Below are 23,058 nucleotides of genomic sequence, written 5' to 3' on the forward strand. Positions count from 1 at the left end.
AGGTGTTACATGCAATTACGCTCTGTTTTTTTTATTATTGGTGTTCTCTTAATATGTATTGGAACATCTATTATTTTCCCTTTACTTACCTCTATTTATTATAATGATGGAGTAGCAAAAGACTTAGCATTGTCTTTATCAGTAGTTATTATAAGTGGATTTTTATTAGCCTTTATTTGCCATCAAAATAACCCCATAATTCTCAGTAACCAAGAAGGATTTGCTGTAGTAGGCCTATGTTGGATTATTGCTAGCATTGCTGGTTCACTACCTTATGTATATATTGGTATCCCCTTTACAGATGCTGTATTTGAGACTGCATCTGGTTTTACAACAACTGGAGCAACTATTTTAACAGATATTGAAGCCATACCTAAAAGTATACTCCTATGGCGAAGCTTAACACACTGGCTTGGAGGAATGGGAATCATTTTACTCTCACTTGCTGTACTCCCATTACTTGGAGTTGGAGGGATGCAACTATATAAAGCAGAAGTTCCTGGTCCATCACCAGATAAGTTAACACCTCATATGCAAGATACTGCAATGCTTTTATGGAAAGTTTATGGTATTATGACTCTTTTCCAAATTATACTTCTCTATCTTGCAGGAATGGATCTTTTTGATGCTATTAATCAAACATTTTCAACAGTATCTACAGGTGGATTTTCTACAAAAAATAATTCCATTGCTGCCTTCCCAACTCCAGTAATTCAATGGATAATTATTCTATTTATGTTTGCATCAGGTATAAACTTTACTCTTCACTATAAATTACTATTAGGACTACTACCACACTACACCCATGATACAGAATTTAATCTATATACACTACTCCTTATTATAGGAGCTATCACTATTGGTGTGTTACTTATTTTTTATCATATCTATCCTTCTAATACCTTATCTCAAATAGAACAAATAGTTAGAGCTAGTGTCTTTCAACTTGTTTCCATCTGTACAACAACAGGATTCATCACAGAAGACTACTCTAAATGGCCTCAACTAGCTCAAGGTATTCTACTTTTTTTTATGTTCATGGGGGCATGTGCTGGTTCTACTGCTGGTGGCCTAAAAACTATGCGGATTATAGTTATTGCAAAAGTTGCCTATCAAGAAATATTTAGACTATTACATCCTCACTCTATACGTTTTGCCAAACTTGGCGATAAAACTATTCAAAAAGATGTTCTCTCTGGTATTATAGGATTTCTAATTCTTTACCTTTTTATTTTACTCATAAATACGCTTGCACTTATGGCACTAAACTATGATCTTATTACCTCTTTTTCTGCTACACTTACCTGCCTTTCCAATGTAGGACCAGGACTTGGTAGCGTTGGACCAGTAGATAACTTCCATCACCTTGATAACATAGCTAAATGGTTTCTTATTTTTTGTATGTTATTAGGAAGATTAGAAATTTATGCTATCCTTATTTTATTCATTCCTGAATTTTGGAAAGCATTAAAATAATATTCAGTTATACCTAAGCATTGTAAAAAAGCTACTTAGGACTTGCATAGGAACTACTTTTAAGTCAAAATTATATAAAAGAATTCTAAAAATGAAGGGTATATTAATGGGTAAAACAAACTTAGGTATTGATCAAGAAGGATTCCCCTATATTGCTATTTTTGCTTTTTCATCACTCATTTTTGCTATATTAGGCTGGTGGCTTTTGGCTGTTCTTTGTTTAATAGGGACAATATTTTGTGGCCACTTTTTCCGTGATCCAGAAAGAATTATACCAACAGAAGCAAATATTGCCGTTAGTCCTGCAGACGGTAAAATTATTCGTATTGAACCTCGACAAGATCCTATTAGTGGAGAAAGTCATACTTGTATTAGTATTTTTATGAATATATGTAATGTACATGTAAACCGCTCACCAATAAAAGGACAAATTGAAGCAATTCAATATGTACAAGGTCACTTTCTTAATGCATCCTTAGATAAGGCAGCTAAAGAAAATGAACATTGTTCTTACCTCCTTAGGGATCAAGATGGTAAGCAATGGGTAGTTGTTCAAATTGCAGGCCTTATTGCTCGACGTATTGTTTGTCGTACCAAAGAAGGAGATATTTTAAATCGAGGGGAACGATTTGGGATCATCCGATTTGGCTCACGTGTTGATTTATACTTACCAGAAGAATATACTCCTACAGTTAATCTTGGAAATAAAGTTATAGCTGGAGAAACTATCTTAGCAAAAAAAAATCAAGAATAGTATAAAAATACTTTTAAGTTAATTAAAAAATAATCTTCATTAAAATAATACTGTTATCCTTATGCAAGAAAAAAAAATCACTCCTAAAGGGGTATATATCCTACCAAATATTTTTACTCTAGCTAGTTTATTCTTAGCCTTTATTGGTATGATACAAGTTATAGGGAATAAATTTCATATATGTGCACTTATTATTCTTGGTAGTGCTGTTTTAGATGGGTTAGACGGGAAAATAGCTAGGCTTACAAATACATCTAGTGAATTTGGTGTACAACTAGATTCTCTTGTAGACCTTGTAGCATTTGGTGTCACACCTGCATTTTTAGCATGGAAATTTGGCTTAGAACAATTTGGTAAACTTGGGATTTGTATCTCATTTCTTTTTATTGCTTGTACAGCACTAAGATTAGCACGTTTTAATATTTCTACATCAATTCTATGTAAAAAATTTTTTGTTGGGCTACCTTGCCCAACAGGAGGATGTTCTCTAGCATTGTTTATCCTATTTACACCATACCTTCCTAATTTTTTTAATAAAATACTTCCACACATACTACTTACACTTACTTTTATTCTTTCTTTACTTATGGTTAGTCGAATAAGATACTTTTCTTTTAAAGAATATGGATTTTTAAAAACACATACTTTTAGCTCTATGGTTACTGCTTTACTTCTTTTTGTATTACTTTTATCAGAGCCAGCAGTTATGGGTTTTATCCTATGCATAATATATTTATTATCTGGCCCAATCTATACATATATTTTCCTACCTAAACGTAGTTATCCTTTAGGGAAAATTGATCTTCTTTAAAAGAATACCTTTTGTTTTTAATAGATAACAAAGCTTCCTTATAACAATAATAGTTAGCTATTTTATACCATTATGTGGACAAAATGTATTCATTTCACAAAGAGTACATAGTGGATTTTTTGCTTTACATACATGCCTACCAAACCAAACCATTCTATGATTTATAGCACCCCATTCACTTTGGGGGAACAAATTCATTAAATCTTTCTCAACCAAAGATGGATCTTTATTTGCTGTTAAACCTAAACGATAGGAAATACGCTTTACATGTGTATCAACAGCAATACCAACATTAATACCAAATCCACCCCAAAGAACAACATTAGCAGTTTTACGTGCTACTCCTGGAAGAGTGATAAGTTCATCCATAGTCTGTGGTACTACTCCATTATAATTATACATAATACGTTTAGCTGTTTCTATAATATGCTTTGCTTTACTTTTATAAAAACCTGTTGTTCTTATTACTTGTTCAACCTCCTCTAACATTGCTAAAGCTAAAGCAGAAGGGTCAGGCCAACGTGTGAATAAAATAGGAGTAACTTGATTAACACGTGCATCTGTACACTGTGCTGATAAAATTGTTGCTATTAGTAACTCCCAAGGATTGCTTGCTACTAAATGTGTTTCAAAGGTAGGATATCTTTTTTTTAATAGTGATAATACACAAGCTGCACGCTGCTTTTTTATTGTATTTTCTTTTATCATTAATATAACCTAACTAATTATATATTTATCACAATTCTATAATAAAAAGAATTATTGAATAAAAAAGGGAAAATAGCTATATGTAACATATTAATCTTGATACTATAATTGGAAGAGTTTTGGTTATACTTGTTTACATCACAGCACCAAATGAAAATGAGGCAGAGTATCTTGCGACTATGTTAGTAAAACAAAAAGTTGCTGCCTGTGTAAACATTATCCCTAAAGTACAGTCTGTTTATCTATGGGGAAATAGCATTCATAAAGATAATGAAGTTATTTTATTAGTGAAAACTATTGAATCCCACTTTAACAAGATAAAAGAAATTGTATGTAGCATCCACAGTTATGATACCCCTTGTATTATTGCACTGCCTATTATCTTAGGAGAGAATAAGTTTCTTGCCTGGGTAGAAGATACAGTCAAAGAGGAGCATTAAATGATCTATATTGCTGGTTCATTAGCTTATGACAAGATAATGAATTTCCCAGGGAAATTTGAAGAGCATATTTTAGCAGATAAACTCCATGTTCTTAATGTATGTTTCTTAATAAATGGACTTATAGAAAAACGTGGGGGAACAGCTGGAAATATTGCATATACCCTTTCTCTTATGAATGAAAAGTCTTATATCCTTTCTTCAGTAGGAACTGACTTTGAAAATTATGAAAAATTTTTATCATCCTTAAAATTACCTCTTGATGGGATCAGAAAAATTCCAGATACACTAACAGCTGTAGCCTACATCACAACAGATCAAAGTAATAACCAAATAACAGGATTTTATCCTGCAGCTATGAACTTCCCATGCCTATATGACTTACCTCAGCTTAACAAAATGCATGATTGGGCTATTATTTCTCCAACAAATATAGAAGACATGCAAAAACTACCAACTATCTTCTATGAAAAACAAATAAAATATATTTTTGATCCTGGTCAACAACTTCCAGTCCTTTCTAAGGATGATCTTTTAAATGCAATCACAGGATCATCTATTCTTGTAACTAATGACTATGAATTTGAAATGATTTGTAAAAAAACAGATAAAACAAGAGCTGAATTACGCTCTCTAACAGGAGCAATTATTACTACACTTGGTGATCAAGGGGCATTAATACATACAGATAAAGAAATATCTATTGGAATTGCAGTTCCTAATAAAATTATGGACCCTACTGGTGCTGGAGATGCCTTTCGTGCTGGACTTCTAAAGGGCTTAATACATAATTTGGATATAGTAGAGTCTGCATATCTTGGTTCGACTGCAGCCAGCTTTTGTATAGAAAATAGTGGAACACAAGAACATACATTTACTTATACTACATTTTCAGAGAGATACAAAAAAGCGTTTAATGAATATCCCACACTATCTTGGTAGAAGATAAACAAAAAATTAACCACAGTTATTTCATTTAGTTAATCTCTAAAAATAAGAGTTCAAACTTGTTGGAAATCACTAACTTCTTGAGAGTAAAAAAGTCATAGTAACTATCAAGATATATTGTCTATCTTTTTTATATTAATTATTATGGCCTATTTTTAATATAATACTTATATATTCAACTAGCTAATCTAAATAAATTTAATAAAAAACTTTTATTACCTTTCATATAATTTACAAAGTTAGATTTTATTTTCATTCTTTATATACAAAGGCACTCATAGTGATAAAAAAAGACATTTTATACCAAGACATTACATTAGATAGAAATAATAATAATAATAAAGAAAAAAAAATAGCTATAACAAATAGCCACCAAATATACAATAAAAACAATGTATTAACAAACCTACTTTCACTTGATAAAGAAATTATTACCCTACTTGCTAAGCGAGCACATTTACTTTCAAAACTTCCAAAAACAGGTTTATCAGCCCATGAGAAACAACTACGTATTTCATGGGAAAAAAGTGTTACAATGCTCAGTAAAGATCCACAGTTTACTCGTCAACTGTTTACCTTAATTCAAGGAATTGAAGTCATACCAGAAGCTATAGAACAGATTTCTGCTTTCTGCCTTTCACCAAAAAATAAACCTGTGAATATTGTATTACCAATACCATCATGTTTTCGAACAACACAGTTAAACATTGCAATGGCTGTCTGTTCTAATTCTGAAGGGACATTACAACATGTATTACTAAATGACCCTATCATAGAATGCATAAAAGCATTTAACCAATTAGGTGCATCTCTCCACTGGGAAGAATCTGGCTGTATTATTTGTAGTAACCCAAACTTTACAAGAAAACATTATAAAAAGTCTATACAAATAGATACAGTTATACATATAGGTAATGATACCTTATCCTTATACCTCCTTATTTTTTTTATAGCTACTTGTCCAGCACGAGTTAAGTTTATAGGGAAAAACTCTCTTAAACTTGCAGACTTTTCACCTTTACGTAAATTTCTTCCTATGATTGGTTCTAGACTTATAAATATTATTCCTGGGCAAGATGGGCTTCCTATAAGAATTGAATCTTCAGCAATACTTCCATCTGAAATTATAATCCCTACAGATTTACCTGTTGATGCTGTTATTGCTTTGTTTATTGCTGCAACACGGTGGGATAAAGAGCTACTTATTGATATTAAAGAACATCCTAATGTAACATATATTTTAGATAAGATAATTCCACTATTTGAACAGTGGCAAATACCTTTTCAAAAAATTATATTCAATAAACAAGTTACAGCAATATCTATTACTCCAAATAAAATAACTTTTCCTGAAAATCCAATGATAGGAACATACGTCCCTGGGACAGCAACATTACTGGCCCTACCTGCATTTGTTGGAGGAACAGTTACTTTAAAACGCCAGTACCAACAACATACCGATATTTGTTTATTAATAGAAGTATTAACTCAATTTGGTCTTAATATTACAGAAACAGCAGATACAATTTGCTGTACAGGAAGACAAATAGGTCTCACTTCCTCTTCTTTGAATATAAAGACACTTCCTAAAGAACTATTTCCACTTATACTCACATTACTATGCATTCCATTACTCAAAAGTGAAACAAACCTTCTTCCAGAGCTTCCTGACTATGTTGATGAATCAATCCTAGACAGTTATTTAGCACAACTTGGACTTGTCAGAATGGGTTCAAAAGTAAAACTTATTTCACCAACACAAACACCTTGGACTAGTCCTTCAGACACATGGGGATTAGCTATCTCTTTAGCAGCCTTTTTACGCCCACAAATTAAACTTAGTAATCCTGGATGTGTAGAAGCTATTTATCCTAACTACTGGAAAATATATAACAAACTACCAACAGGAGATTATACAATGCAATCTTCTAAAAAATATTCCCCAACACCTGTTGAACTATCTGAAACAAAAAAAGTTAATCGACGTAGAATTATTACTGAATAACAAAAAGGTTATAAAATTTATGGGAAAAAGTTCACCATCAAATCCACCATGCATACTCACTATTGCAGGTTCTGATTCAGGTGGAGGTGCTGGCATTCAGGCAGATCTTAAAACTATTGCTATTCTTGGTGGATTTGGTTTAAGTGTTATTACCGCTCTTACCGCACAAAATGGACTTGGAGTTACAGGTATTCATACACCAGATCCAAGCTTTATAGAACTCCAACTTAATACTATTTACAAAGGTTTTTTTGTAAATGTGTTAAAAACAGGAATGCTCTTTTCTGTTCCTATTATTGAAATAGTTAAAAATATCATAAAAAAACAACAGACTCTAGCAGTAATTGATCCTGTATGTGTAAGTCAAAGTGGATACCAACTACTAGAACATACTGCTATAGATGCATTAAGAACTCATATTCTGCCTCTAGCAATGTTGGTTACTCCAAATAAACCTGAAGCAGAACTTCTTACAGAAATGCAAATAGAATCTGAAAAAGACATCTATATTGCTGGTAAAAGACTCATTGATATGGGAGCAAAAGCTGTTCTTATTAAAGGTGGCCATTTTTATAAAAATAACTTAGTAACTAATTATGTTGATTGGTATATTGAAAAAAATAGTACTAATCCAATACCTCTTTCTCAACCAGCTATAAAAACAAAAAATAATCATGGAACAGGCTGTACCCTTTCTGCAGCAATAGCTACCTATATTGGCCTTGGGTTAGAACTAAAAAAAGCAATTCTACAAGCACAAACCTATTTAAACTATTGCCTCAAGTTTAGTTATACTCCAGGGAAAGGTATAGGGCCACCTAATCATACAGCATGGCTCAATAGAAAACTATAATATCTACTACTACTACTACTAATAATAATAATAATAATAATATGTTTTGCTAGCTTTTTATATAAAAAGTAAACAGGGAAAGAAATATATTCTTCTTTCCCTGTAGTATATTAATCCTAGAATGAATATATTAATTACATTTCACTAACGGTAATAGCGCTAAACTCGCATACTTCTACGCAAGATTCACAACCAATACATTCTTCTTCATTAACAGGAACAGATTTTTCATCCATCATTTCGAAAACTTCTACTGGGCAAACATCTATACATTCACCACAAGAAGTACATTTATCAGGATCAACAATAACACTCCAAGCCATTATGGTCCTCCAGTTTTCATACACCTAACAAGCTCTATTTTATATGTTAACTGCCTTTAGCTTCTTGTCATAGAACTGTCAATAGGCGACAATGACTTAACAATAGTTTTAATGACAATATATATATATATTAATGCTTATTCTTTGCTTGTAATAATTGTAATCTCTGATCAACAACCATTGCATTAGGATAATATTCCCTTATAGATTTAAATAGTTCTATTGCTTTTTGAATATTACCTTGTTGTTCTTTAATATCTGCAAGGATAAATCCTGCCTTACCTTTTAATTCAATTGAAGCTTCGTCTGACTCTAAAACAAGTAAAGCATAAGATGCACCTTCATCAAAAAGCCCCATTGAAGAAGCAACATCTGCTCTATCTAATAAGCATTCTAGTCGGTTAGTTGAAGATAGTGGTAATTCTAAACAATTTTTAAGATAATTATTTGCTATATCAAAACGATGTATTTTAACACTACTACTTGCCAACTTACGAAGAATGTTTGCCTGCTGTTCAACAGATAATCCTGGCTGAATAAAAAGTTTCTCCCAATATTCCATAGATTTATTATAATTTCTAATACGATCATATGCTAATGCTAAACGCCATAATACAGACTTTATTTGTTCAGGCTGGTCTTCAAATTCACTATACATTTCTTCTAAGCAACTAATCATCCAACTATCATTATATGTAAGGTAACCGCCAACTTCTAAAAGTTTGTTCCATGCCTCAAAACGTAAATCTAATCTTTCTTCCTCATGCAAGTATAATTCAAGATACCTTTCTGCTGCACTCCACTCTTTTTTTTCTATATACTGATAAGCTTCTGTAAGATTATTAAGGGAAGTATTAGATTCGCAGCCACAACAACTAAAAATTATAAAAGAAAATATACCTAGAAAAAAGTGGTCAAAAATATTTCCCCAATAAGTTAATATCATATTTTGAAAGAACCTTATCTAAAAATTTAGCTTTAACTCTTAAAATCTTATCACTAAGTATTGATTGTGGCATCATCACAACTATCATCTACTGTGCCATCTACTGTATCAAAACCAACAACATATGCTCCATCATCTAATTTCACTAGTCTCACCCCCATAGTAGCTCTACCGGCAGAACGAACTTCATCAACACTCATACGGATTATTTTATTTGTAGAGGTAAGTAAAACAAGAGCATTATCATCAGAAACTGGTTTAGCTCCTATAACAAGACCAGTTTTTTGTGTCACCTTAAAATTAATGATTCCTTTGCCGCCACGAGTTTGAACTCTATAAAGATCAATACTGGTACGTTTACCATAACCAAGATTAGATACAGTCATAATTGCTGGTGTATCTTGTTTTTCTTGAAGAATAAGGCAAGCAACAACCGAATCTCCAGGGCGTAAAGCAATACCCTTTACTCCAGCTGCTCCTCGACCCATATTACGAACATCCTCACAACTAAAACGAATAGCAAAACCTTCTGCTGTTGCAAGAACAATAAAGTCATTATTAGTAACCTCTTTAACCATAATCAGTTCATCATCTTCGCGTAGTCCAACAGCAAGTAAACCTGTTCTACGAGACCTAGCATAATAAGAAGCACTTGATCGTTTTACCATCCCTTTACGTGTGGCAAAAAGAAAAAACTTATTGTCTGAAAATTCTCTTACAGTCAGGATTGTTGTCACCCATTCTTCTTTTTCTAATGGGACTATATTTGCTATATGTGTCCCTTTTGCTGTACGACTACCCTCTGGAACTTGATGAACCTTTAATTGATGCATTCTTCCTTTATTAGTAAAAAGCAATAAAAATTGATGATTTGTTGTTGTTATAAACTCTTGTACAAAATCATCTTCACTTGTATGAAGTCCTGCAACACCTTTTCCTCCTCTACGTTGTTGTTGATAAATTGCAAGATTTGTTCGTTTAATATATCCTCTTCTAGAAAGTGTAATTACAACATCATCATCAGGAATAAGATCTTCAATTTCTATATTTGTAAGGGTTTCACGTATTACTTCTGTACGACGAGGGGTTGTATACATTTCTTTGATTCCAGTAACTTCGTCACGGATAACACCCCAAAGAATTTTTGTATCTCCAAGGATTGATTCATACCAAGCAATTTTTGTTTGTAACTCATGCATCTCTTCTTCTAATTTTTCTCTTTCTAAACCTGTTAACCGTTGTAAACGCATATCTAAGATAGATTGTGCTTGAATTTCAGAAAGAGAAAAACGTTCTATAAGTCGTATTTTTGCTTCTGCAGGAGTAGAAGAACTTCGTATTAAGTTTACAACTTCATCTATATGATCAAGAGCATGAATAAGACCAATTAAAATATGTAATCTTGCTTCTGCTTTGTTAAGTTCAAAACGAGTACGACGTACTATTACTTCACGTCTATGATCAAGAAAGTATGTTAATGCACTTTTTATAGTTAAAAGTTGAGGACGGTTATCTACAACAGCTAGCATATTAATACCAAAAGAAGTTTCTAGTGGTGTAAATTTATATAATGCATTAATAATAATCTCAGGAATAACACCTTTCTTAAGTTCAATAACTACACGGATTCCTTTACGATCAGACTCATCTCGTAAGTCTGCAATCCCATCAATTTTTCGCTCATTAACTAATATTGCTATTTTTTCTACCAGACTAGATTTATTCAAACCAAAAGGAATTTCTCTAATAACAATAGATTGAGCTCCTTTTTTTCTCTCTTCAATTTCTACTTTCCCACGAACTTTAACTGTTCCACGACCTTTTGTATAAGCATCATAAAGACCTTGCCCCACATATATAAAACCACCTGTTGGGAAATCAGGACCATGTATAATGTTTAAAAGATTATCAATAGGAACATCTGGATCATCAATAATTTTTAAGAGAGCATTACAAAGCTCCCCAAGATTATGCGGTGGAATATTCGTAGCCATACCAACAGCAATTCCAGAAGAACCATTTAGTAACAAATTAGGAACTTTTGTTGGTAATACAATAGGCTCCTCTAATGAGTTGTCATAGTTAGGGCGAAAATCAACAGTTTCTTTATCAATATCTGATAGGAACTCACTTGCTAATCGTGACATGCGGACTTCTGTATATCGCATAGCCGCTGGTGCATCACCATCAATAGAGCCAAAATTGCCCTGACCTTCTTCAAGAGGGTCTCTCATAGAAAAATCTTGTGCCATACGTACAAGTGCATCATAAACAGCACTATCACCATGAGGATGATATTTACCAATGACATCACCAACAATACGAGCACACTTTTTAGGTGGACGTGTATAACTATTTCCCAGTTCTTGTTGTGCAAACAAAATACGTCGATGTACAGGTTTAAGTCCATCACGAACATCAGGAATAGCACGCCCAATGATAACACTGAGTGAATACTCCAAATAAGATTTTCTCATTTCCTGTTCTATAGATATATGGTGTTCTGTTTGCGACATGTTTATAATCTCACTTTTACACAACCCTAATTAGTGGGTAATTGGTAAAGATATATATTTAGTATACATTGATTGACAAGCTAGTAATACTAGGAAAACATTTTATCTAGCTATTTATTTAAATATCTAGGTCTCTTACATTTAATGCATTACGTTCAATAAATTCACGGCGAGGCTCTACACGTTCACCCATAAGTTGTTCAAATGTCTCATTTGCCTCTTCTGCATCATTTATTGTTACTTGAAGAAGTGTACGATTTTGAGGATCCATTGTTGTCACCCAAAGCTGTTCAGGGTTCATCTCTCCAAGACCTTTATACCGCTGTATATTTATCCCTTTACGTGCCTCATCAAGTGTAAATTGATAAAGTTTAAAAAGATCATTAATTGTATGAGATGTTCCACTATGAAAAACAATAAAATTTATTCCACCACACATTGTTAGAAGTGAATCCATCACGTCCCAAGTACTGGAATAAATTTTAGAAGCAAAAAAATCTGCAGGTATACGTGTTTTATGTCCATTTTTATTTTCAAAAATAGTAAATAATCTATCTCCATCCTCATGACTTTCATTTTCTACAGTAATGTTGTAACCTGATGTATTTAAATATAATTGAATTTCTTCTAATGAAGATAAAACGTCAGAAGTAAGTTTTTTAGGACTAGTAATTAATAACATAAAAAGATTTTCAGAAATTCCTGCTAATTCAGCATCTTTAGTTCGTTGTGATATAGATTCTATCTGCTTCATAGTTGTAATAATATCAGAACCTTTTAAAAGTTTTCCACTCTCTGTTTGAATTTCTAGTTCACTACTTACACGATGAAGGAGAAAATCATTAAGAGAAGGATCATCTTTTATAAATTTTTCTGATTTACTGTTATGAACACGGTATAGTGGGGGTTGTGCTATGTATAAATGCCCACGTTCAATAAGTCCAACATAGTTACGAAAAAAGAATGTAAGTAATAATGTTCGAATATGAGCCCCATCAACATCTGCATCTGTCATGATAACAATTTTATAATAACGAAGCTTTTGATAGTCAGTATCTTCTTCTCCAATGCCAGCTCCCATAGCTGTAATTAATGCTTTAATCTCTTTATTTGCTAGCATCTTATCAAAACGTGTACGTTCTATATTTAAAATTTTTCCTCTAAGAGGTAATATTGCTTGAATATTAGGATTTCTTCCTTGCTTAGCAGAACCACCTGCAGAATCTCCCTCAACAATAAAAAGTTCAGATTCAGCAGGGTTTTTACTTTGACAATCAGCAAGTTTACCAGGGAGTGCATTATCAAACAACGCTCCCTTTCTTCTAACAAGTTCTTTTGCTCGTCGAGCAGCTTCACGTGCTCTAGCTGCATCAATAGCTTTATCTATTATACATCGAATATCTTTTGGGTTTTCTTGAAAATATGTGTCTAAACTTGTATATACAGCTCCACCAACTATTCCTGCTATTTCGCTATTCCCTAGTTTTGTTTTTGTTTGTCCTTCAAACTGTGGGTTTGGTAATTTTACACTTAAAACTGCTGTTAAACCTTCACGAACGTCATCTCCAGAAAGAGTTTGTCCTTTCAACTTCTTAGATAAATCTGGCTGACCTTTTATATATCCATTTATAGCTCTAGTTAATGCTGTTTTAAATCCAGCAAGATGGGTTCCACCTTCCTTTGTTCGAATGTTATTTGCAAACGTAAGTGTATTTTCTTTATAACCAGCATTATATTGTAGTGCAAAATCAATCATTACACCTTCAACAATGGATTCTCTTGAAATAATTGAATGTAATATGCTTTCACCTGTATTTATATCTTTTACAAACTGATGAATTCCACCCTCAGCTTTAAAAAGGTGTGTTTCACTTGTTCTTTCATCTGTACAATGAATTTCAAGCCCTTTATTTAAATAAGCAAGTTCTTCAAATCGTCTTTTTAATGTTTCATATGAATATTCTGTTGTTTCAAAAATTTCTTCATCTGCTTTAAAACGTATTGTTGTTCCATGATTATCAGATTCACCTATACGTTGTAAGTTTTCTAGTGGAACACCTCGACTATATTTTTGTTTCCAACGATAACCACCACGTAAAATTGTTACTTCAAGTTGTTCAGAAAGAGCATTTACACAAGAAAGGCCAACACCATGTAATCCACCAGAAACTTTATAAGTGTCATTATCAAATTTTCCTCCAGCATGGAGTTTTGTCATAACAACTTGGACAGCAGGAACACCTTCTTTAGGATGTATATCTACAGGGATACCACGACCATTGTCTCTAACAGTTATACTATTATCAAGATGAAGAACAACATCAATCCGAGTACAAAAACCAGCCATAGCCTCATCTATTGAGTTATCTATAACTTCATAAACAAGGTGATGAAGTCCACGTGTATCAGTACTTCCAATATACATAGCTGGACGCATACGTACAGCTTGAAGGCCTTCAAGAATAGTAATAGAATCTGCTGTATAATCTTTTGGTATTATTTCGCTATTTGATGCCATTAGGTTATCCACTAGTATCTTGTAATAGTTTTTTATACTTCTTCTGTATAATAATTTTGTTCAACAATTTTCATAGGCATAATAATTACAGTATAATCTTTATCTTCATCACCTGTTATTCCACATGGCCCTTCAACACTTGACATTGCTAAAGTGATAGTAGGTGATTCAAAGTGATTAAATATTTCCATAAGACTTTTAGTCGGAAATGCTATTTTATTTATATTACCTGTATAAGTAACATCTAGGTATTCATTGGCAGATCCTGTGTCTTGCCCTTGTGCAGATAGAATGAGTTCATTTTCCTTTATATCAAAATAGGTACATCTATCACCTTCAGTATTAAAAATAGATATTCGATCAAGTGACTCAAGACAATCTTTTCTTTGAAGTTTAAGAAAAGACATATTGTCTCCTGTTAGTCGAGTGAGAAAAGCTGTATAATCAGGATAGGTAAATATCGCCCTTGGGACACTTATTGTTTCTTTACTATCTATTGTTCGTGCAAAAAATCGTTTTTCTGTTATAGCTATTTCTATTTCTGTTTCTCCTAACCATTTACGAAGTTCTGTTATATATTTTTTAGGAATAAGTATTCCTTCACTAGGAATTTTTTCACTTAACTCATTATTTATAAACCGTGTTAAAGCAAATTGATGTCCATTTAAACCACATACATTTATATAGTTATCATTAGAAGGTTGAATATAAAGACATGAAATAGCATCAGAACCTTCATCATCACTAATACAAAATGATACTCGATCAATGACTTCTTGAAAAAAGTCAGCTGACCATACTACACTTTCTTCTGAAGGGAATAAAGTTAAAGGTTGAAACCAAATAGGGTCATTAATAGGCATTTTATATGTACGACGTTCTTGTTCAAGAATAAGTGTTCCTGATGTTGAATCAAAACGTAGACAAAGTTCTTTTGCAGGTAATCTACGAATAAGATCAATTAAATTTCTTCCATTTACTCCTACAAGTCCAGTTTCTTTTATATCAGCTTCATAATTCCCTATAAATTCAATATTTGCATCTGTAGCCATTATTGTCAGCGTTGAATGTTCTGCTTTCATCCAAAGTGTACGTAAATATGCAGCACCTGAGCGTGCAGGAATAATATTTGCAACTTTTTGAAGACCATCAATAATGTGTTCTTTATTTATATATAACAACATAATTCTTTAAATCCTTATTATAAATATTAGGGCGTTACTTGTTTATATGTATTATATCATGTTAATATTATTAATAAAATTTTATACATTTATGTGATATTAATAGAAACAATATGAACATTATCTTTCATCATTTTTTACATTTTTACACTTTTGTATAAGTTCATGTATCATGGTGTGTATAACTCGGTCATTATCTTGTAATAATGCAATTTTTTTTACTGAATGAAGTACAGTTGTGTGATCTCTTCCACCAAAAAGTCGACCAATAGCAGGGTAGGAATATCCTAGAAGTTCACGACAGAGATACATTGCTACTTGACGAGCTAATACTAGTTGTTGCTGTCGGCTTTCACTAATAATATCATTAGCTGAAAAACCATAACATTCTCCTACAAGCATAATGATAAGTTGTGGAGAAATAGATGTTATTTCTCCTGTCTGCTTAATAAGTGTAATAAGTTCTTTTTCTGAAAGTTCTCTATTCAATAATGTTTTATGAGCAATTGTTCTATGTAGAATTCCAGAGAGACAACGTAGACTATGACAATGTTGTGAAATAATAAGTAGTTGTTCTTTTGGAAGGATATATTTCTTTTCTTTAGAAAGTTGCTGTGCATATCTAAATCGAATATCAAGATCAGGTTCTGGGAGTTCACCCCAGAGTCCAACTTCAAGACGTGAATATATTTCTTTAGATACATTCCATGTTAAAGGATGATCTGTTCCAGAGATTATAAGAATTTTTTTATTATCTTTATAATAATCAAGTAAAATAGTTAGTTCTAATTGAAGTTCAGGGTATGATGATACTCTTTGGAAGTCATCAATGAGAATAATATGATGACTTTGTATATGTTCTCTAAATAAAAAAAGAGGTTCTTTATTTAAAGAAAAAGCTAACTCATCAGTAGTGGTATATTTAAAAGAACAGGATGGTATTTTTGAGAGTTCATTGGCTATTGCCCGTAATAAGTGTGTTTTTCCTGTTGTTTGTTTCCCAAATAGAACAAGGAGTTGTGTAATTTCTTCAGATGTATTTTTAAGTATATTTTCAGAAACTGAGCAAAGTATATTTTCTATAATAGAAATAATCCAACTATGTTTTCCATTAATAATAAAATTATCAAAATGTTGTGATATGTTAGTAGGTTGTGTAGATTTGTTTTGTTTTATTGGATAATATAAAGGTTCTTTTGTTGTAACTTCATCATAATAAAAATTAACTCCATAACCCCAAAGTTCATATGAGGTTTCTTCAAATATTTTTTGAAAGGTATTAGCAAACCAGGATCCAAAAAAACGATGTGGAAAAGTAACATATATGGATGGAGGATTCTCACTATGTTTGATTGTTAGAGGATCAAACCAACTTTGAAGTTCTTCATTAGAACAAAAATTTTTTTGAGAGGCTAAAAGAGATCGACGTAATTGTTCTTTCATCTCAGTATTCTTTGAGTATCCTTAAGAATAGCAGTAATAAGTTACTTCATAAATAGAATAGAATTATATATTAATATAATTAATTATCAGAAAGTAATATATGAAACAAGCCTATCTAATCATCATAAAAGATAAAGCAAAATATTATTATAAATTTAGTTATTAGGTGTTATAGTTTTTTCTAGACTTTATATGTTTACTTAGATAATTTTTTATTTATTAGAAATTGAACACATATTTGAGAGTTTTTCTTGCAAAAATATTATGTAAAAACATACTCTACTGGTGCAATCTTTTTCATTTTTTTCTTACTATTAATTGGTGGATATTTCTTTTTTTTGAAGCATAAAGAAATATTCTATTCCCACGGGAAAACTAATGAAAAAATTTTTTTAGAAGAAAGAAGTACTAGTTATTCTTTTTTGAACAGTAAAGATAATAATACAATAATAAAGAAAAAACAGGATGCTCAACAGGTACACATTGTTTCTGGAGTTGTAAAGAAAGGTCAAAATAGTTTTGAGATAATAGGAACACATGTTTCCCCTGAAAATTTTTATAAAATAGTCAAAGCATCGGAACAAGCACATTCTCTTAAAAAACTTAGAGTTGGACAACCATATACTCTTTTTAAATCGTCTTCTAATGGAAGTTTAATTCGTTTTGAATATGAGATAAATCAAACTAAAAAGTTGGTTATTGAAAGTAATAATTCAGAATTTAAAGCATATCTTCAGCCTATAGCATACGACTGTCAACTCTCATGTATTTCTGGTGTGATTCATTCTAATTTATTTGATTCAATTATTGCTACAGGTGAATCACCTCTTTTAGCCCTATCAATGGTAGATATATTAAGTTTTGAAATTAATTTTATTAGAGATTTAAGGGTAGGTGATTCTTTTACCATACTGGTTGAAAAACTTTTTAAGGATAATGTATTTAAAGGGTATGGTAAGATTTTAGGTGTAACTTTTTATAATAATGGTTCTTGTTATGAGGGCTATAGATTTATAGATGATAATGGGGTTGAGCAGTATTATAATGCTGAAGGAAAGAGCTTAAAGCGAGTTTTTCTTAAAGTCCCATTAGATTTTAAACGTATTTCTTCAAAGTATAGTTTAAACAGGGTTCATCCAATTTATTGTGATGTTCGTCCACACTTGGGGATAGACTATGCTGCTCCATTTGGCACTCCAGTAAAGTCTATTGGTAATGGGGTTATTATGAAGGCTGGTTGGGGGAATGGTTTTGGAAAGATGGTTATTGTAAAACATAAAAATAATATTGAATCTATGTATTCACACTTATCTGGTTTCTCTTCTAATTTAAAAGTAGGAACAAAAGTTAAGCAAGGGCAAGTTATTGGATATGTAGGTAGTACAGGTCTTTCTACAGGCCCACATCTTGACTTCAGAATTAGGGAAAAAGGACAATATATAAATCCTGAAAAAATTTTCAATCCTCGTATGGGACCTGTTTCACCTCATCAACTTGAAAAATATAAAGATTTCATTGTTGAGATAAAATCTTATATGGATGGTAATCGTAATCCTGAAGAATATACTCCTGACAGTTTTTTATAGATATATACAGTTAAATTAAGGGATTAAATATAGTGTCTTCTATTACAGAAAGTGATTTTTTATTATCTTCTTATATGTTCTCTTTACCTAAAACTCAGATTGCACAATATCCCTACGAGAGAGGGAAATCACGCCTTCTTGTTTTAACTAAAAAAAATAGTACTATTATTCACACAGATTTTTCAAAAATTGAACACTATCTTCCTAACAATTCTTTACTTATAGCTAATAATTCCCGTGTGTTCCCTGCTCGTATTTTTTGCTCTTATGACAAAAGAAATATAGAAGTTTTTTTATTAACCCCAATATCTTTTTTAGAAATTCAAGCTAAAAGTTCTGATGAACACTATGGAGCATGGAGTACCGCCATAGGAGAGTGCCTTATAAGACCAGCTAAAAGGGTAAATATAGGATCAAAGCTTTATTTACAGCAAGAGTTAGAAATTGAAGTTTTGAAAAAAGAAGACTTTGGGCGTCATATTGTTAAATTATGCTGGAAAGGTTCTTTATCAAATATTTTTTTTTCCTATGGGGATATCCCGCACCCACCTTATATACATCAAAGTAATAAGGTTCAGGATAAGGAAAGATATCAAACAGTATACTCTAGATTAGATAAGCTGGGTTCTGTAGCAGCTCCTACAGCTGGATTACACTTTTCTGAAACGATTCGTAATAAATTACAAAAAAATGGTATTAGTTGGGCAGAAATTACACTACACGTGGGATATGGAACATTTAGTCCTGTACGCTGCAATGACATAAGAAAACATATTATGCATTCTGAGTTTGTAGAAGTTCCTGAAACTACAGTTCAAGCTATAAAAAAAGCACGGTTTGAAGGGAGACCTATTTTTGCAATAGGGACTACTGTTGTAAGAGCATTGGAGGGTGTAAGTACTATTTGCGGTTCCCTTCAACCTTATACAGGTTTTATAAATATTTTCATTTCTCCTGGATATAAGTTTAGTTATGTTGATGGATTAGTCACTAATTTTCATCTACCTGGTTCAACCTTACTAATGCTTGTTTCTGCATTTACAAAGAGAAGCATAATGATTAATACTTATAATAAGGCTATTGAACTTGGATACCGTTTTTTTTCTTATGGAGATGCAATGTTAATTATATAAGTTTGCTTAATAGTATTTAGATATATTTTAGATATGGCAATAGTAAAATTTTTTTGTAACTGTTTATAAATTAATAACAAAATAAATTAACATTTAGTTAAAAATTTTTTATTCATATATAGCGATAGGTTACTGCAGATTTACTTTCTAAAGTATAATAAGTATCTTTCTAGATATTTATTATACTACAGTTTACAAGCCGATATGTGTAACTATTTGTAGTCTAAGTATTTTTTTTTTTTTTTTTTTTTACCTTCCTCTAAATTTTTTTCTTTTTTGTTAATTATTGCAAAGAGATATCTGCACACCCTTCCCTAATTTTTCTAAAAACTTTTTTTAGATATTTTTTTAATTAATTTATATTATAAGAAAATATTTAAAAATAATTAATAACTTTAGTCTGTTAGTATATATTTTTTGTTTTGAATAAAGTTTAGTTTTTATTGTTATAGATAACTATTTGATATTGTTAAAAAAATATTTTTAACAATATTTTTCTGTTTATTTTTTTAACAAATTATGTCTATAAAATATCTTGTTTTCATATAGAATCTTTTTTGTATTCTAGCTAAAAAATTAGTTCTTATATAAGAATTGTTAAAATAAAGAAAAGTTATTGTGATGTAACTTTATAAGGATAAAAGTAAAAATATTACTTGTGCTGCTTAACATAAGCAGTATAAAATTGTTATTTGTTATATATATATATAGTTGTTTCCATCAGTAAGAGAGAATTGTAGTTATGTCACATATTGAAATTATTGAAGAACGTTGTAAAGGGTGTTTATTATGTACAGATGCATGCCCTAAACAGTTGATTCGTCAATCTACAAAACTTAATAAACAAGGATATAAAGTTTCAGAGTTTATAGAAGGTGGAGAGTTAACTTGTATAGGCTGTACAGCTTGTGCTGTTATGTGTCCTGATGCCGCAATACGAGTTTTTCGAACTCGGAAGGTAAAAAGTAAGTAGTATGGAGCAAAAACGTATTCTTATAAAAGGTAATGAGGCTGTAGCTTATGCTGCAGTTGCAGCTGGATGTCAATGTTACTTTGGATATCCCATTACACCTCAAAGTGAAATCCCAGAAATGCTTTCCCACTTACTTCCAGAGAGTGGGGGAGATTTTGTACAAGCAGAAAGTGAGATAGCAGCAGTAAATATGTTGCTTGGTGCAGGTGCTTGTGGTGTTCGTGCAATGACATCTTCTTCAAGCCCAGGTATATCTCTAATGCAAGAATGTATTTCATATATGGTGGGGAGTGAAATCCCAGGTGTGATTATTAATATGACACGTGGTGGTCCTGGCCTTGGAAGTATAGATGCTTCTCAGGCAGATTATTTTCAGTCAACTAAAGGTGGAGCACATGGTGGTGCAAGGACATTTGTCTTAGCTCCATCAACTTGTCAGGAATGTTATGATATGACTATAAAAGCTTTTTCTCTTGCTTTTATATATCGAAATCCAGTTTTAATATTGGGTGATGCTATGGTTGCTCAGGTCAAAGAACCTGTGGTATGTTGGAAGCCAGAAAAAAAGTTAGAAGATAATGCTGATTCTTGGAGATTAAATGGAAATAAAGGAAGAAGTTCTCGTTTATTACGTTCACTAAACTTAAAAGAAGGTGGACTTGCAGAACATAATAATAATTTATTAAGAAAATATCTATCAATGCAACAAGATATTGAAGCAGAAGAGTACTTTATTGAAGATGCAAAACTTGTTGTTGTAGCATTTGGATCTATTGGACGTATAGTAAGAAGTGCTATTAATACCTTGAGAGAACAGGGATATAAGGTAGGACTATTTCGTCCATTAACATTATTCCCATATCCTTCATCTATGCTTGAGTCATTGGCTAAACAAGGGAAAAACTTTTTTGTTATTGAGCAAAATGGTGGCCAAATGGTTGAAGATGTAAGGCTTGCAATACGTCACTACACAGATGCCAATGTACATCTTGTTCCTGTAGGTGTTTCTATAGGCGCAGAAGATCTTTTACAGCCAATATCTGAATTTTTTAGGAGAATATAATGTCTGTAGTACCTATAGAAATAGAAGAACCTAGTTATATTATAACAGAAGAAAATGCATTCCCTATTTCACCACTACTTAAAGAAGAAATAACACACTACTGTGCAGGTTGCCATCATGGGATAGCACACCGTTTAATTACAGAAGTTCTTAGTGAAATGGCCTTAGCAGGAGAAACGATAGGTATAGCTTCTATTGGATGCTCTTCTTTTATCTATGACTATATAGATATTGATTGGGTTGAAGCTCCGCATGGGAGAGCCTCAGCTGTTGCTACAGGAGTGAAGCGTGCCCTTCCAGATAAAATAGTTTTTACCTATCAAGGTGATGGTGACTTGGGTGCTATTGGACTTTGTGAGTCAATTCATGCAGCTAATAGAGGTGAGCATATTTCTGTTTTATTTATCAATAATACAGTATATGGTATGACAGGTGGTCAAATGGGACCAACAACACTTGTAGGTCAAAAGACAACTACTTCTCCAAAAGGGAGGAATGCCTCAAAAGAGGGGGCTCCATTAAGGGTTGCAGAAATTATGGCTGGTCTTGATGGTGTTGCTTTTTCTGCTCGTTGTTCTTTACACTCCATGAAGCATGTTTTAGCTGCTAAGAAAGCTATACGTAAGGCCTTTGATATTCAATATAAAGGTATAGGCTATAGTTTTGTAGAAATGTTAGCTGGTTGTCCAACAAACTGGAGAATAGATCCAAGAGCAGCAAATAAATATATTGCAGATGCAATGATTCCTGTATTTCCATTAGGAACATTTAAAGATATTGTAGAAGATAATAAACGAGGATAGAATGGTATCCTATCATAATGTTGTTATAGCAGGCTTTGGTGGGCAAGGGGTTATGCTTATTGGTAACCTTTTAGCGCAAGCAGGTATGGAGGCTGGAAGGAATGTTACATATTTCCCTGTATATGGAGCAGAAATGCGTGGAGGGACAGCTAACTGTACTGTAGTTATTTCTGAAGAATTAGTTGGTTCTCCTGTAGTTATTTCTCCTCTTTCTACAATTATTATGAACCAACCATCGTTAGATAAATTCCAACATCGTATCTGTGCAGACGGAGTGCAAATTGTTAATACATCAATGATAGAAAAAGAAGCTATTGACCCATCTAAAAAAACAGTATGTGTTCCTGCTAATGAACTCGCAGATAAAATAGGTAATATTAAAGGTGCTAATATGGTGGCCTTAGGAGCTTTTTTAAAAGCTACAGGCTGTTTATCTCTTGATGTTGTTATAAGTGCATTAGAAAGAGTCATTTCTTCACATTATCATCATCTTATTCCTAGTAATATAGCTGCTCTTGAAGCAGGGTATACTTTTTATGCATAAGTCTTGACTACAATAGTCATTAGAATATAAT

General features: G+C 32.2%; 20 protein-coding genes. 13 read left to right on the forward strand and 7 right to left on the reverse strand.

The features are described 5' to 3' along the window. Positions 1–9 precede the first annotated feature (9 nt). The 3 genes from LI_RS04225 to pssA all read left to right on the forward strand — a co-directional run bounded on the left by LI_RS04225 (position 10) and on the right by pssA (position 3,041). Positions 10–1,476 (forward strand): TrkH family potassium uptake protein, encoded by a 1,467-nt coding sequence (locus tag LI_RS04225; protein ID WP_011526858.1) that lies wholly within the window; start codon positions 10–12, stop codon positions 1,474–1,476. 106 nt (positions 1,477–1,582) lie between these two features. Next, the gene (locus LI_RS04230) at positions 1,583–2,230 is read left to right on the forward strand and encodes a phosphatidylserine decarboxylase family protein (RefSeq protein WP_015353782.1); all 648 of its coding nucleotides are present in this window, start codon (positions 1,583–1,585) and stop codon (positions 2,228–2,230) included. Positions 2,231–2,291: 61 nt separating this feature from the next. After that, positions 2,292–3,041 carry a CDP-diacylglycerol--serine O-phosphatidyltransferase gene (gene pssA / locus LI_RS04235; RefSeq protein WP_011526860.1) on the forward strand — a complete coding sequence of 250 codons (750 nt, stop codon included), beginning with the start codon at positions 2,292–2,294 and terminating at the stop codon, positions 3,039–3,041. A 57-nt stretch (positions 3,042–3,098) separates the two neighbouring features. Here the strand turns inward: pssA and nth are convergent, their stop codons facing one another. Further along, positions 3,099–3,749, reverse strand: a complete 651-nt coding sequence (gene nth, locus LI_RS04240; RefSeq protein WP_011526861.1) for an endonuclease III — start codon at positions 3,747–3,749, stop codon at positions 3,099–3,101. A gap of 119 nt (positions 3,750–3,868) precedes the next feature. On the opposite strand from nth, the gene cutA reads away from it, so the two are divergent. The 4 genes from cutA to thiD all read left to right on the forward strand — a co-directional run bounded on the left by cutA (position 3,869) and on the right by thiD (position 7,995). After that, positions 3,869–4,189, forward strand: coding sequence for a divalent-cation tolerance protein CutA (gene cutA, locus LI_RS04245; RefSeq protein ID WP_011526862.1), 321 nt, complete (start codon positions 3,869–3,871; stop codon positions 4,187–4,189). After that, positions 4,190–5,131, forward strand: coding sequence for a carbohydrate kinase family protein (locus LI_RS04250; RefSeq protein WP_011526863.1), 942 nt, complete (start codon positions 4,190–4,192; stop codon positions 5,129–5,131). It abuts the gene before it with no gap. 286 nt (positions 5,132–5,417) lie between these two features. Further along, positions 5,418–7,142 carry a 3-phosphoshikimate 1-carboxyvinyltransferase gene (locus tag LI_RS04255; RefSeq protein WP_011526864.1) on the forward strand — a complete coding sequence of 575 codons (1,725 nt, stop codon included), beginning with the start codon at positions 5,418–5,420 and terminating at the stop codon, positions 7,140–7,142. 19 nt (positions 7,143–7,161) lie between these two features. Further along, on the forward strand, positions 7,162–7,995 hold the full coding sequence (gene thiD, locus LI_RS04260; RefSeq protein ID WP_011526865.1) for a bifunctional hydroxymethylpyrimidine kinase/phosphomethylpyrimidine kinase: 834 nt from the start codon (positions 7,162–7,164) through the stop codon (positions 7,993–7,995). 134 nt (positions 7,996–8,129) lie between these two features. Here the strand turns inward: thiD and LI_RS04265 are convergent, their stop codons facing one another. The 6 genes from LI_RS04265 to LI_RS04290 form a co-directional block, all read right to left on the reverse strand. Further along, positions 8,130–8,318: a ferredoxin gene (locus LI_RS04265; RefSeq protein ID WP_015353783.1), complete on the reverse strand. Its 189-nt coding sequence runs from the start codon at positions 8,316–8,318 to the stop codon at positions 8,130–8,132. Between the two features lie 130 nt (positions 8,319–8,448). After that, entirely contained in the window at positions 8,449–9,264 is an 816-nt protein-coding gene (locus LI_RS04270) for a tetratricopeptide repeat protein (RefSeq protein WP_011526866.1), read from the reverse strand. 53 nt (positions 9,265–9,317) lie between these two features. Next, the gene (gene gyrA, locus LI_RS04275; protein WP_011526867.1) at positions 9,318–11,780 is read right to left on the reverse strand and encodes a DNA gyrase subunit A; all 2,463 of its coding nucleotides are present in this window, start codon (positions 11,778–11,780) and stop codon (positions 9,318–9,320) included. 118 nt (positions 11,781–11,898) lie between these two features. Further along, a complete protein-coding gene (gene gyrB / locus LI_RS04280; RefSeq protein WP_011526868.1) occupies positions 11,899–14,298 on the reverse strand; it encodes a DNA topoisomerase (ATP-hydrolyzing) subunit B in 2,400 nt (799 codons plus the stop codon). Positions 14,299–14,330: 32 nt separating this feature from the next. Continuing rightward, positions 14,331–15,482: a DNA polymerase III subunit beta gene (gene dnaN, locus LI_RS04285; RefSeq protein ID WP_011526869.1), complete on the reverse strand. Its 1,152-nt coding sequence runs from the start codon at positions 15,480–15,482 to the stop codon at positions 14,331–14,333. A gap of 120 nt (positions 15,483–15,602) precedes the next feature. Next, positions 15,603–16,925, reverse strand: a complete 1,323-nt coding sequence (locus LI_RS04290) for a DnaA/Hda family protein (protein WP_011526870.1) — start codon at positions 16,923–16,925, stop codon at positions 15,603–15,605. Between the two features lie 251 nt (positions 16,926–17,176). Between LI_RS04290 and LI_RS04295 the strand changes: the two genes are divergently transcribed. The 6 genes from LI_RS04295 (at position 17,177) to LI_RS04320 (ending at position 23,027) form a co-directional block, all read left to right on the forward strand. Further along, positions 17,177–18,511 carry a M23 family metallopeptidase gene (locus LI_RS04295; RefSeq protein ID WP_011526871.1) on the forward strand — a complete coding sequence of 445 codons (1,335 nt, stop codon included), beginning with the start codon at positions 17,177–17,179 and terminating at the stop codon, positions 18,509–18,511. Positions 18,512–18,540: 29 nt separating this feature from the next. Next, a complete protein-coding gene (gene queA / locus LI_RS04300; protein ID WP_371982781.1) occupies positions 18,541–19,644 on the forward strand; it encodes a tRNA preQ1(34) S-adenosylmethionine ribosyltransferase-isomerase QueA in 1,104 nt (367 codons plus the stop codon). A 742-nt stretch (positions 19,645–20,386) separates the two neighbouring features. Next, positions 20,387–20,617, forward strand: a complete 231-nt coding sequence (locus tag LI_RS04305) for a 4Fe-4S dicluster domain-containing protein (RefSeq protein ID WP_015353784.1) — start codon at positions 20,387–20,389, stop codon at positions 20,615–20,617. Between the two features lies 1 nt (position 20,618). After that, on the forward strand, positions 20,619–21,680 hold the full coding sequence (locus tag LI_RS04310) for a 3-methyl-2-oxobutanoate dehydrogenase subunit VorB (protein ID WP_011526873.1): 1,062 nt from the start codon (positions 20,619–20,621) through the stop codon (positions 21,678–21,680). Further along, positions 21,680–22,483, forward strand: coding sequence for a thiamine pyrophosphate-dependent enzyme (locus tag LI_RS04315; protein WP_011526874.1), 804 nt, complete (start codon positions 21,680–21,682; stop codon positions 22,481–22,483). The genes LI_RS04310 and LI_RS04315 overlap by 1 nt, the downstream gene beginning before the upstream one ends. Position 22,484: 1 nt before the next feature. After that, entirely contained in the window at positions 22,485–23,027 is a 543-nt protein-coding gene (locus LI_RS04320; RefSeq protein ID WP_011526875.1) for a 2-oxoacid:acceptor oxidoreductase family protein, read from the forward strand. Positions 23,028–23,058: the final 31 nt, after the last annotated feature.

Origin of the sequence: Lawsonia intracellularis PHE/MN1-00, from assembly GCF_000055945.1 — a bacterium.
Classification (GTDB): Bacteria; Desulfobacterota; Desulfovibrionia; order Desulfovibrionales; family Desulfovibrionaceae; genus Bilophila; species Bilophila intracellularis.